Here is a 12475-nt window from a genome sequence, read left to right on the forward strand (position 1 = left end):
ACGCGACGAATCCAACCGGTGACCGGGCATGACTCTCGACATCACGCAGTTCTACCAGACCTTTTTCGACGAAGCGGACGAGTTGCTCGCGCAGATGGAGCAATTGCTGCTGAACCTCGACGTCGGCTCGCCCGACCCCGAGGATCTTGCCGCGATTTTCCGTGCCGCGCATTCGATCAAGGGCGGCGCGGCGACGTTCGGCTTTTCCGCGCTGACCGATACGACGCACATCCTCGAATCGCTGCTCGACCGCGCGCGCAACCATGAGCTGACGCTGACCAAGGAAATGGTCGATGCGTTCCTCGAGACCAAGGACGTGCTGTCCGACCAGCTCGTCGACTACCGCGCGAGCGCCGAACCGGACGCGGCCGCCGCCGCGACGATCTGCGCGAAGCTCGAACGGCTGAAGGCCGAGAGCGGCGCGGGGGCACCGGCGGCCGTGCCTGCTGCGCCTGTCGCGCCTGTTGCCGTGGCTGCTGCACCGGCCGCACCGGCCGCGGAGCCCGCCGCCAGCGGCGATCGTGCGCCCGATCACGTGATCGAGCAGGCGGTCGCGGCCGCGCATCCGGCGGCCGAAGCCGGCGAAAGCGGCCCGCACCTGAAGATCACGCTGCTGGGCGTCGACGCGAAGGACCAGGCGCTGCTCAGCGAGGAACTCGGCAACCTCGGCCGGATCGTTGGCCGCGAGGAAGCGGGCGCCGACCTGACGCTGTGGCTCGAATCGGACGTGCCGTCCGACGACATCGTCGCGGTGTGCTGCTTCGTGATCGACGAAAGCCAGATCCGCGTCGCGCACGGCACGGCGCCTGCCGCGCCGGCGGCACCGGCCGCCGCGCAGGACGTCGCGGCACCAGCTGCCGAACCGACTGTCGAACCGGCCGCGGCCGCACAACCCGCCGCGCGGGTCGAGGTGTTCGCGCCTCAGGCCGTCGCACCGGCACCGGCGACCGCCGCCGCGGAGCCGGCCGCCGCCGCACAACCGCAGCAACAACCCCAGCAGCCGCAGGCCGAACACGCGGCGCAGGCCGCCGTGCACCACGACGACAAGCGCGCGCGCCCGGCCGCCGCGGCCGCATCGGGCGCCGAAGGCAGCTCGATCCGCGTCGGCGTCGAGAAGGTCGACCAGCTGATCAACCTCGTCGGCGAGCTCGTGATCACACAGGCGATGCTCGCGGAGACGGCGACCGCCTTCGATCCGGCACTGCACGACCGCCTGTTCAACGGGATGGCGCAGCTCGAGCGCAATGCGCGCGACCTGCAGGAAGCCGTGATGTCGATCCGCATGATGCCGATGGACTACGTGTTCAGCCGCTTCCCGCGGCTCGTGCGCGACCTCGCCGGCAAGCTCGGCAAGCAGGTCGAGCTCGTCACGTTCGGCCAGGCGACCGAGCTCGACAAGAGCCTGATCGAACGGATCATCGATCCGCTCACGCACCTGGTGCGCAACAGCCTCGACCACGGGATCGAAACCGTCGACAAGCGCGTCGCCGCCGGCAAGGACGCTGTCGGCCAGCTCGTGCTGTCGGCCGCGCATCACGGCGGCAACATCGTGATCGAGGTGAGCGACGACGGCGCGGGCCTGAACCGCGAACGGATCCTCGCGAAGGCCGCGAAGCAGGGCATGCAGGTGTCCGACAACATCAGCGACGAAGAGGTGTGGAACCTGATATTCGCGCCGGGCTTCTCGACCGCCGAGACCGTGACCGACGTGTCGGGCCGCGGTGTCGGGATGGACGTCGTGAAGCGCAACATCCAGTCGATGGGCGGCCACGTCGAGATCACGTCGCTGGCCGGCCGCGGCACGACCACGCGGATCGTGCTGCCGCTCACGCTGGCAATCCTCGACGGGATGTCGGTGAAGGTCGGCAACGAGATCTTCATCCTGCCGCTGAACTTCGTGATGGAGTCGCTGCAGCCGTCGAACGACGACATCTACACGGTCGGCAACGGCGAGCGCGTGGTGCGCGTGCGCGGCGAATACCTGCCGCTCGTCGCGCTGCACGAAGTGTTCTCGGTCGAGGACGCGCGCACCGACCCGACGCAGGGGATCGTCACGATCATGGAAACCGAGGGGCGTCGCTTCGCGATGCTGATCGACGAGCTGGTCGGCCAGCAGCAGGTCGTCGTGAAGAACCTCGAAACGAATTACCGCAAGGTGCATGGCATCTCGGCGGCGACCATCCTCGGCGACGGCAGTGTCGCGCTGATCGTCGACGTCGCGGCGCTGAACCGCGAAACCCGTGCGATGCACGGCGCCCGTGCCGGCGCCGAGCTCGCGATGTTCTGACTCTCGCCATTCAACCGATTGGGGGCAAACGTGCCTGCTGAAGTCCAAATGATCAATCCGGCCGCGGCGAACGCGGCAAACAGCCGCCGTGACGCGGAACAAGGCGATGCGACGGGCCAGGAATTCCTCGTGTTCACGCTCGGTGACGAGGAATACGGGATCGACATCCTGAAGGTGCAGGAAATCCGCGGCTACGACAGCGTCACGCGCATCGCGAACGCGCCGGAATTCATCAAGGGCGTGATCAACCTGCGCGGGATCATCGTGCCGATCGTCGACATGCGGATCAAGTTCCATCTCGGCCGCGTCGAGTACGACCACCAGACCGTCGTGATCATCCTGAACGTCGCGCATCGCGTGGTCGGGATGGTGGTCGACGGCGTGTCGGACGTGCTGACGCTGCAGACCGACCAGATCATGCCGGCGCCGGAATTCGGCGCGACGCTGACGACCGAGTACCTGACGGGCCTCGGCACGGTCGACGGCCGGATGCTGATCCTGATGGACATCGAGAAGCTGATGTCGAGCCGTGAAATGGCGCTGATCGAGACGCTCGGCGGGTAAGCGCGCCGCGCGCGCAGGAATTTCGGGAGAATCTGCAATGTTGCATAACTGGTCGATCCGCACGACGCTGACGGCGGTCGGACTCATCCTCGTGTGCCTGGCCGCCGCGGTCGGCGGGCTCGGCCTCTACGCGCTCAATCATGCGAGCCGCTCGCTCGACGAGATCGCGCACGTCGACCTGCCGGCGATCCATGCGCTCGACGACACGTCGTCGTATCTGCTGCGCGCACGCGTGTCGCTCGACCGCTTCCGGTCGCTGACGGAAGCCGGCAACACGGCCGACGCGGCCAAGGTACTCGACCGCGCGCAGGAGCTGTACGCGAAGTCGAACCAGAACTGGCAGGCGTTCCAGTCGACGCCGAAGCTCGGGGTCGAGCAGGCGCTCGTCGACGAGTTGTCCGCACGTTACGCGACGATCGTGAAGGAAGGCGTCGAGCCCGAGTTCGCGGCCGCGCGCGCGGGCGACATGGCCGCGTACCACGCGGTCGCCGACACGAAGATCAGCCCGATGTTCGTCGCTTACGACCTCGCCGCGTCGGCCGTGGTCGCGTCGCTGCAGAAGCGCGCGGAAGACCGCCAGGCCGCGACGCAGTCGCAGATCTCGCTGATGGTCGCGCTGATCGCGGCCGGCATCGCGATCGCGTTCGTCGTCGTGATCTTGATCCGCTTCGCGCTGCGCGGGCTGATCGTGAAGCCGCTCGAGGATGCGATCGCGCACTTCGAGCGCATCGCCGGCGGCGACCTCACGCAGCCGGTGAACGTGTTCAGCACGAACGAGATCGGCCGCCTGTTCGGCGGCATCAAGCGGATGCAGGACGCCGTCACGACGATGGTGCAGGCCGTGCATCGCGGCACCGAATCGATCGACGTCGGCGCACGCGAGATCGCGACCGGCAACGTCGACCTGTCGCAGCGCACCGAGGAGCAGGCCGCGTCGCTGCAGGAAACCGCGTCGAGCATGGAGCAGCTGACGGGCACCGTGCGGCAGAACGCGGAGAACGCGCGGCAGGCGAGCCAGCTCGCGGTGAACGCGTCGGACATCGCGACGCAGGGCGGCGACGTGGTCGGCCAGGTCGTGTCGACGATGCAGGACATCGCGGCGAGCTCGGGCAAGGTCGTCGACATCATCGGCACGATCGAGGGCATCGCGTTCCAGACCAACATCCTCGCGCTGAACGCGGCGGTCGAAGCCGCACGCGCGGGCGAGCAGGGCCGCGGCTTCGCGGTGGTCGCGGGCGAGGTGCGCTCGCTCGCGCAGCGCAGCGCGAGCGCCGCGAAGGAAATCAAGCAGCTGATCGGCGATTCGTCCGAGAAGGTCGAGAGCGGGTCGGCGCTCGTCGCGCGCGCGGGCTCGACGATGGACGAGATCGTGCAGGCCGTGCGCCGCGTGACCGACATCATGGGCGAGATCAGCGCCGCGTCGGACGAGCAGTCGACCGGCATCGAGCAGGTCAATCGCGCGGTCGGCCAGATGGATTCGGTCACGCAGCAGAACGCGGCGCTCGTCGAGCAGGCGGCCGCTGCGGCTGCGTCGCTCGAGGAGCAGACGCGCCAGATGAAGGCGATCGTGTCGGACTGGCGCGTGGCGGGCGGCATCGTGCTCGCGCCGTCGCGCAGCGCCGTGCGGTCGATCGCGCATGAAGCGGCGGCCGTGCCGGCGTTGCCGTCGGAGCCGCGTTACGACGCCGCGCCGGTTGCCGCGTTGCCGGCACCGCAGGCTGCCGCGTCATCCGCACGGCGCGCCGCGCCGGCGTCGCATGCCGCCGCGCCGGTCGCCAGCCGCGAACCGAAGCGCGCGGCGGAACCCGCGCCGCGCACGCCGAAAGAGGCACCGGCAGGCCGTGGCACCGCCGCCGGCGGCTACGGCCCGCGTCTCGCGAAGACGGCCGCACCGGCGGACAAGCCGGCCGCGAAGCCCGCGCTCGTGCGCCCGGCGCTGAACGGCGAGAAGCCGGCCGCGGCCGCGGCCGGCACGTCCGACGACGACTGGGAGACCTTCTAAACCATGCCGCACGCGCGCGCGCCATTTCGACCCGATGCACCGGATGCCGCGCCCCGAGCGGGCGAGCCGGGGCGCGACTTTGCGTTCACGGGCGCGGATTTCGCGCGCATTCGCGCGCTGATCCACCAACGTGCGGGGATCTCGCTGTCCGAGCACAAGCGCGACATGGCGTACAGCCGTCTCGCGCGGCGGCTGCGTGCGCGCGGTCTCGACACGTTCCGCGACTACCTCGACCTGCTCGAGCAGGAAGACGATCCGCTCGAGTGGGAAGCGTTCACCAATGCGCTGACCACGAACCTGACCGCGTTCTTCCGCGAGTCGCACCATTTCCCGATCCTGGCGGATTTCGTGAAGGGGCGGCCGGCACCCGTGTCGGTCTGGTGCTCGGCGGCGTCGACCGGCGAGGAGCCTTATTCGATTGCGATCACGCTGATCGAGGCGCTCGGCGAATCGGCGGCGCGCGGCGCGTCGATCCTCGCGACCGATCTCGACACGCAGGTGCTCGCGAAGGCGGAAGCCGGCATCTATACGTACGACCAGGTCAAGCACCTGACGCCGGAGCGGCTGAAGCGCTTCTTCCTGAAGGGCACGGGCCCGCAGGCCGGCCGCGTGAAGGTGCGCCCCGAGCTGCGCGCGATGATCCGCTTCGAGCAACTGAACCTGACCGATGCGGACTACGGGATCGCGAAGCCGTTCGACGCGATCTTCTGCCGCAACGTGATGATCTACTTCGACAAGCCGACGCAGGGGCAGGTGCTGTCGCGCTTCGAGCCGCTGGTGAAGCCGGGCGGGCTGCTGTTCGCCGGCCATTCGGAAAACTTCACGTACGTCACGCAGGGATTCCGGCTGCGCGGGCAGACGGTGTACGAACTGACACGCGACGCCGCGCAGGGTGCGCGGCCGCGTGCTGCGCAGGCGCCCGCGGCGGCGGCCATGCCGTCGCGCGCTCCGGCGCGGGCCGCCGCGCCCGCTTATGGAGATCGCGGATGAGTGCCCTGCCGATCGCGACGAATCGCTACTTCGACAACCATTTCGGCTGTCCCGGCGTGAAGCTGTTGCCGAACGAGTTCTACACAACGTCCGAGGACATGGTGCTGATGACCGTGCTCGGCTCGTGCGTCGCCGCGTGCATTCACGATCCGTACGCCGGCATCGGCGGGATGAACCACTTCATGCTGCCCGACGACGGCGCCGATGCGGGCGCGACCGCGTCCGAATCGATGCGTTACGGCGCGTATGCGATGGAAGTGCTGATCAACGAGCTGATCAAGGCCGGCGGGCGCCGCGAGCGCCTCGAGGCGAAGGTGTTCGGCGGCGCGGCCGTGCTGGCCGGGATGACGACCATCAACATCGGCGATCGCAACGCGGATTTCGTGCGCCGCTACCTGGCGCTCGAGCGCATCCGCATCACGGCGGAGGACCTGCAGGACGTCCATCCGCGCAAGGTCGCGTTCATGCCGCGCACGGGTCGCGCGATGGTGAAGAAGCTGCGGCTGCAGGTGCCGGGCGTGACCGAGCGCGAAGCCGCGCTGGCACGCGAGGCCGACCGCTTGCGTGCCGCACGGCCGCGCGCGCATGTCGAGCTGTTCCAGGCGAAGCGGCCGGCCGCGCCGCAGCCGGCGCGCCCGCGCATCGAGCTGTTCGGCGCGCGCGGTGCGGCGCCGGGCGGCAGCGCGAGTGCCGGCGGCGTGCGGGCGGCGAACCCGGGGAGCCCGGGCGCCGGAGGCCCGTATGCGGCGAATCTATCAAGAAAGCAGGAGGCATGACCGCAGTGCAGAAGATCAAAGTATTGTGCGTCGACGATTCGGCGCTGATCCGCAGCCTGATGACCGAGATCATCAACAGCCAGCCCGACATGACGGTGTGCGCGACCGCGCCCGATCCGCTCGTCGCGCGCGAGCTCATCAAGCAGCACAATCCCGACGTGCTCACGCTGGACGTCGAAATGCCGCGCATGGACGGGCTCGACTTCCTCGAGAAGCTGATGCGCCTGCGGCCGATGCCGGTCGTGATGGTGTCGTCGCTGACCGAGCGCGGTTCGGAAATCACGCTGCGCGCGCTCGAACTCGGCGCGGTGGATTTCGTCACGAAACCGCGCGTCGGGATTCGCGACGGGATGCTCGACTACGCGGAGAAGCTCGCCGACAAGATCCGCGCGGCGTCGCGCGCGCGCGTGCGCCAGGCGCCGCAGCCGCAAGCGGTTGCACGCGCGGCGGACAGCCCGGCGGCCGCGCCGATGGTCAACAACCCGCTCGTCAGTACCGAGAAGCTGATCATCATCGGCGCATCGACGGGCGGCACCGAGGCGATCCGCGAAGTGCTGACGCCGCTGCCGCCGGATGCGCCGGCCGTGCTGATCGCGCAGCACATGCCGCCCGGCTTCACGAAATCGTTCGCGCAGCGGCTGAACGGCCTGTGCCGGATCGCGGTGAAGGAAGCCGAGCACGGCGAGCGCGTGCTGCCGGGGCATGCGTATATCGCGCCGGGCCATGCGCACCTGTTGCTCGCGAGAAGCGGTGCGAACTATATTGCGCAACTGTCGGACGAGCCGCCGGTGAACCGTCACCGCCCGTCGGTCGACGTGCTGTTCCGCTCGGCGGCGACGCACGCGGGCAAGAACGCGATCGGTGTAATTCTTACCGGGATGGGCCGCGACGGCGCGGCCGGCCTGCTGGAAATGAAACGCGCGGGCGCCCACACGTTCGCGCAGGATGAAGCAAGCTGCATCGTGTTCGGGATGCCGCGCGAGGCGATCGCGCTTGGCGGCGCGGACGAGATCGCGCCGCTCGCCGAGATGAGCCGCCGCGTGATGGCGCGACTGGCGACGATGGGCGACCGCGTGCAGCGCGTTTGAATGGAATGTCACGGGGCGCGTGCCACGATACGCGTCCCGACGGAAACGAATCTGGAAAGGAACGACGATGGACAAGAGCATGAAAATCCTGGTGGTGGACGATTTCCCGACGATGCGCCGGATCGTCCGCAACCTGCTCAAGGAACTGGGCTATTCGAACGTCGACGAGGCCGAGGACGGCCTGGCCGGCCTCGCGCGGCTGCGCGGCGGCGGCTACGAATTCGTGATCTCGGACTGGAACATGCCGAACCTCGACGGCCTCGCGATGCTGAAGGAAATTCGCGCGGACGCGACGCTCACGCACCTGCCGGTGCTGATGGTCACGGCCGAGTCGAAGAAGGAGAACATCATCGCGGCCGCGCAGGCGGGCGCGAGCGGCTACGTCGTGAAACCGTTCACGGCCGCGACGCTCGACGAGAAGCTGAACAAGATTATCGACAAGATGGCGAAGACCGGGAGCTGACGTGAACGAGCCGATCCATGCGGCGCTCGCCGGCGCGGGGTTCAACGCCGACAGCCACCCAGAAGGCGCCGATTTCGCGAGCGACCGCATCCTCGCGCGCATCGGCCAGGTCACGCGCGCGCTGCGCGATTCGATGCGCGAGCTCGGGCTCGACAAGCATGTCGAGCGTGCGGCGGAAGCCGTGCCCGATGCGCGCGACCGGCTGCGCTACGTCGCGACGATGACCGAGCAGGCGGCCGTGCGCGTGCTGAATGCGATCGAGATCGCGAAGCCGATGCAGGAACGCGTGCAGAACGAGGCCGAGGCGCTCGACGCGCGCTGGGCGCAGTGGTACGCGGCGCCGATCGAGCACGCGGAAGTGCGCGAGCTGATGGACGATACGCGCACGTTCCTGCGCACGCTGCCCGAGTCGACGTCGGCGACCAGCGCGCAGCTGCTCGAGATCATGCTCGCGCAGGATTTCCAGGATCTGACGGGGCAAGTGATCAAGAAGATCATGGACATGGTCTACCTGATCGAGCAGCAGCTCCTCACCGTGCTCGTCGAGAACATCGCGCCCGAGCGGCGCGAGCAGTTCGCGGCCACCGCGGCCGCGCTCGCGGCCGAGCAGATGAGCGCGACCGGCAGCCCCGAGTCGCTGCTGAACGGCCCGCAGATCGCGCCGGAAGGTAAATCCGACGTGGTCCAGGACCAGGGGCAGGTCGACGACCTGCTCGCGAGCCTGGGCTTCTGACCCTGCCGCATCGCATTGCATCGGCGCGCCCCGTTTCGCGGGGCCGCCCGATGCACGCGTCACGCCCTTTCCCCAACGTTTACCCGTGCTTGCCGCACCCATGCGGCCCGGTGCAGCATGGGTCGAATTGACACGTCGACACATGCTGCAGGCATACTACGCGTCAGCAGCAACGGAGCGTCATTCATACGATTTCATATGTTGGCAGGCGACGCGGGCACGATGGCCGCGCCGCCGGCAACGAAGCCAGTCCCTGGGAGGGAACTTGAAGCTTAAACGCTTGGGCTGGGCCGTCGCGCACGCGGCGGCTGCAACGGGTGTGCTGTGGAGCGTCCACGCATACGCTGAACTGGGCGGCGCGCCGATGTCGCCGCCGGCGGACGATCAGGCTGCAAGCGCGCGCACGATGCAGCGTGCGATGCGTTCGGCCGACGGCATGCAGGCGAGCACGGCCGCCTATACCGTCCGCGAGATCACGCTCGGATCGGGCACCGTCATCCACGAATACACCTCTGCCGCCGGCAGCGTGTTCGGCCTCGCATGGCGCGGGCCGACGATGCCGGACCTCGCATCGCTGCTCGGCAGCTATTTCCCGCAGTACACCGCCGGTGTCCAGGCCGCGCACGCGGCGCGCGGCTGGCGCGCGCCCGTGGCCGTCGAGACGAGCGGCCTCGTGATCCGGACCGGCGGCCACATGGGCGCCTTCTCGGGCCAGGCGTGGCTGCCGGCGGCGTTGCCTGCCGGCTTCGCCGGCACCGACATCCAGTGACAGCGGGAGAGTGATCTTGAGAATTCCTCGTACATTCAAGCGCTGGCTCGGCGTGCTGGGTCTCGCGGCCGCGACGGCCGTGCTCGTGACGGCATGTGGCGGCGGCGACGGCGGCGGCAGCAGTTCCGGCAGCAACGGCAACGGTAACGGCAACGGTTCGGGCGGATCGGACGGCAACAGCGGGAACACGGCCGTCATCACGGTCGGCACCGGCGTCGCGAACGTGATCAACATCCCGACCGTCAGCGTGAAGGTCTGCGCGCCGGGCACGTCGAACTGCCAGGTGGTCACCAACGTGCTCGTCGATACCGCGTCCTACGGGCTGCGGCTCGTCGGCAGCGCGGTGTCGGGCGTGCTCAACAACCTGCCGCAGGTGACGAGCGGCGGTTCGCCGGTCGCCGAGTGCGGCAAGTTCGTGTCGAGCTACACGTGGGGTTCGGTGCGCACGGTCGACCTGTCGATCGGCACCGAGCAGGCGGCGTCGCTGCCCGTGCAGATCATCGGCGACCTCGGCACCACGAACGTGCCGAGTTCGTGCACGAACGGCGGCACGTCGGCCAACTCGGCGAGCGCGCTCGGCGCGAACGGGATCCTCGGCATCGGGCCGGCGCCGAACGACTGCGGCACGCTCTGCGCGACGTCGACGTCGACCAGCAACAACTACTATGCGTGCCCGAACGGCAGCAACGCGAACTGCGCGATCGCGCTCGTGCCGGTGGCGCAGCAGGTGGCCAATCCGGTGCATCGTTTCGCCGACAGCAACGGCGTGAGCGTGCAGATGCCGAGCATCTCGAGCAACGGGCAGGCGAGCGCGACCGGGACGCTGACATTCGGCCTGCCGGATCTGACCGGAAAGACCGTGATGACGTCGACCACGACGGGCGACGTCAGCGCGTCGTTCCTCGGGCGCAGCGTGACCGCGTTCTTCGATACGGGTTCGAACGCGTATTTCTTCAACGATTCGTCGCAGACGGTCTGCACGAGGAATACGCAGTTCTACTGCCCGGCGTCCACGGCCGCCTATGGGGCGACGCTGACCGGCCAGAACGGCGTGTCGGGCAACGTGTCGATGTCCGTCGCGAACGCGGATTCGCTGTTCTCGAACCCGTCGACGTTCGCGTTCAACAACATCGCGGGCCCGTTCGGCTCGTCCGCCTGGCTCGACATCGGCATGCCGCAGTTCTACGGCAGGACGATCTACTTCGGGATGGACAAGACGGCAAGCGGCGGCGCGGCGCCTTTCGTCGCGTTCTGACGCGGCACGGCCGCACGCAGGAACAAGGGGGCGAGCGATCGCCCCCTTTTTTTATTCCCGGGCCGCGCGCGGACTACGGGCCGGATCGCCGCCGCGCGCGGGCGCAGCGCCTAAGATGTAAGACCGGCACAGGGGCCGGCACGACATCGAGGAGGCAGCGACATGAGCCCGCGGATACAACGCATCACGCCGTTCCTGTGGTTCGACCACGACGCCGAGGCGGCAGCCGATTTCTACGTGTCGGTATTCGACCATGCGCGCATCGTGCATGTCGCGCGCTACGGCAAGGCCGGCGCACACGCGTCCCGGCAGGCGGAGGGGGCGGTAATGACCGTCGCGTTCGAACTCGACGGGCAGGCGTTCGTCGCGCTGAACGGCGGCCCGGCATTCCAGATCACGCCGGCCGTGTCGTTCGTCGTCAACTGCCGCGACCAGGACGAGATCGACCGCTATTGGGCGCACCTGTCCGAAGGCGGCGACGAGCGCGCGCAGCAGTGCGGCTGGCTGCGCGACCGCTTCGGCGTGTCGTGGCAGGTCGTGCCCGTGCAGATATCCGAGCTGATGACGGGCGATCCGGCGCGCGCCGAGCGCGTGATGGCGCAGGTGATGACGATGAAGAAGCTCGATCTCGCCGCCCTGCAGCGCGCAGCGGCCGGCTAGGTCGGCGCGCATGGTGCGATTCGATCGGGATCGGGAGTGGCGAAGCGTGGCGCGACTCGCGCATTGGCGTATTGCCGGTCGGCCGGTTAATCGAATGCCGCGCTCGCGCGCCGATTATCGATCGCGCCCGGTTTCATTCGGTTGTAATCAAACGCTGGATTATCGAGGCTGCAGTTTCTGTCAGGTATTGAAGATTATTTAAATGACGCGACATGCAAGCCTGCGGCGCCGCAATACGCTATGGCAGCCGTTCCCGCGCCGTATCGGCGCGCGACGCGACGGGGTGTACGCCCTGACCAACATGTGAAAAGAGATGGAGCCTGTCGAAATTCAAACATATAATTCCCGCGTTGTTTCCGGGGTGCCAATATAAAACAGGAGGGTAATAAGATGAATTTTTCTGAAGCCGTTCGTTCCGTACTCAATCAATACGCGAAATTCGAAGGCCGTGCGCGTCGTGCTGAATACTGGTATTTCGCGCTGTTGAGCGGCATTCTGTCGGTCGTCGGCCAGGTGATCGGCGCGGTGGGCCGCGATGCAGGCCTGATCACGCTGCTGCTGCTCGGCGTGATCTTCCTGGTTTCGCTGGCCCTGATCATTCCGGGCATCGCGGTCAGCGTCCGCCGCCTGCACGACACGGGCCGCTCGGGCTGGTTCCTGCTGCTCGGGTTCATTCCGATCGTCGGCGGGATCCTGCTGCTCGTGTGGATGTGCTCGCGCGGCACCGAAGGCCCGAATCGCTTCGGCTCGGATCCGATCCCGGCGGTCTGACCGGCGCCTGCCCCGACGCGCGACGTTGCCGCGTCGGGGCCTGATTTCCCTGCTTTTTTCGCCTCGCCGCTTCACCGTTTCGCCGCTTCCCTGCGTCACCGTCCCGTCCGGGACCGA

Annotated in this window: 12 protein-coding genes; all 12 read left to right on the forward strand. The window is 68.2% G+C overall.

Annotated features, from left to right (window positions below; all coding sequences use genetic code 11):
* Positions 1-28 precede the first annotated feature (28 nt).
* The 12 genes from cheA to H3H55_RS00950 all read left to right on the forward strand — a co-directional run bounded on the left by cheA (position 29) and on the right by H3H55_RS00950 (position 12358).
* Positions 29-2287, forward strand: a complete 2259-nt coding sequence (cheA, locus tag H3H55_RS00895) for a chemotaxis protein CheA (RefSeq protein WP_193097438.1) — start codon at positions 29-31, stop codon at positions 2285-2287.
* Positions 2288-2335: 48 nt separating this feature from the next.
* On the forward strand, positions 2336-2851 hold the full coding sequence (gene cheW / locus H3H55_RS00900) for a chemotaxis protein CheW (protein WP_129513448.1): 516 nt from the start codon (positions 2336-2338) through the stop codon (positions 2849-2851).
* 37 nt (positions 2852-2888) lie between these two features.
* Positions 2889-4853, forward strand: a complete 1965-nt coding sequence (locus H3H55_RS00905; protein ID WP_193097439.1) for a methyl-accepting chemotaxis protein — start codon at positions 2889-2891, stop codon at positions 4851-4853.
* Positions 4854-4856: 3 nt separating this feature from the next.
* A complete protein-coding gene (locus H3H55_RS00910; protein ID WP_193097440.1) occupies positions 4857-5843 on the forward strand; it encodes a CheR family methyltransferase in 987 nt (328 codons plus the stop codon).
* On the forward strand, positions 5840-6619 hold the full coding sequence (gene cheD, locus H3H55_RS00915) for a chemoreceptor glutamine deamidase CheD (RefSeq protein ID WP_048248121.1): 780 nt from the start codon (positions 5840-5842) through the stop codon (positions 6617-6619). The genes H3H55_RS00910 and cheD overlap by 4 nt, the downstream gene beginning before the upstream one ends.
* Positions 6616-7707 (forward strand): protein-glutamate methylesterase/protein-glutamine glutaminase, encoded by a 1092-nt coding sequence (locus tag H3H55_RS00920; protein ID WP_129513451.1) that lies wholly within the window; start codon positions 6616-6618, stop codon positions 7705-7707. Before cheD ends, H3H55_RS00920 begins: the two co-directional genes overlap by 4 nt.
* A gap of 67 nt (positions 7708-7774) precedes the next feature.
* On the forward strand, positions 7775-8170 hold the full coding sequence (cheY, locus tag H3H55_RS00925; RefSeq protein WP_128843665.1) for a chemotaxis response regulator CheY: 396 nt from the start codon (positions 7775-7777) through the stop codon (positions 8168-8170).
* Between the two features lies 1 nt (position 8171).
* Positions 8172-8903, forward strand: coding sequence for a protein phosphatase CheZ (gene cheZ / locus H3H55_RS00930; protein ID WP_048248123.1), 732 nt, complete (start codon positions 8172-8174; stop codon positions 8901-8903).
* Between the two features lie 265 nt (positions 8904-9168).
* Positions 9169-9672, forward strand: coding sequence for a DUF2844 domain-containing protein (locus tag H3H55_RS00935; RefSeq protein WP_193097441.1), 504 nt, complete (start codon positions 9169-9171; stop codon positions 9670-9672).
* Positions 9673-9688: 16 nt separating this feature from the next.
* Positions 9689-10927: a DUF3443 family protein gene (locus H3H55_RS00940; RefSeq protein WP_193097442.1), complete on the forward strand. Its 1239-nt coding sequence runs from the start codon at positions 9689-9691 to the stop codon at positions 10925-10927.
* Positions 10928-11089: 162 nt separating this feature from the next.
* Positions 11090-11587 carry a VOC family protein gene (locus H3H55_RS00945; RefSeq protein WP_193097443.1) on the forward strand — a complete coding sequence of 166 codons (498 nt, stop codon included), beginning with the start codon at positions 11090-11092 and terminating at the stop codon, positions 11585-11587.
* Between the two features lie 390 nt (positions 11588-11977).
* Positions 11978-12358 carry a DUF805 domain-containing protein gene (locus H3H55_RS00950; RefSeq protein ID WP_129513455.1) on the forward strand — a complete coding sequence of 127 codons (381 nt, stop codon included), beginning with the start codon at positions 11978-11980 and terminating at the stop codon, positions 12356-12358.
* Positions 12359-12475 lie beyond the last annotated feature (117 nt).

Origin of the sequence: Burkholderia sp. Z1, from assembly GCF_014893795.1 — a bacterium.
Classification (GTDB): domain Bacteria; phylum Pseudomonadota; class Gammaproteobacteria; order Burkholderiales; family Burkholderiaceae; genus Burkholderia; species Burkholderia theae.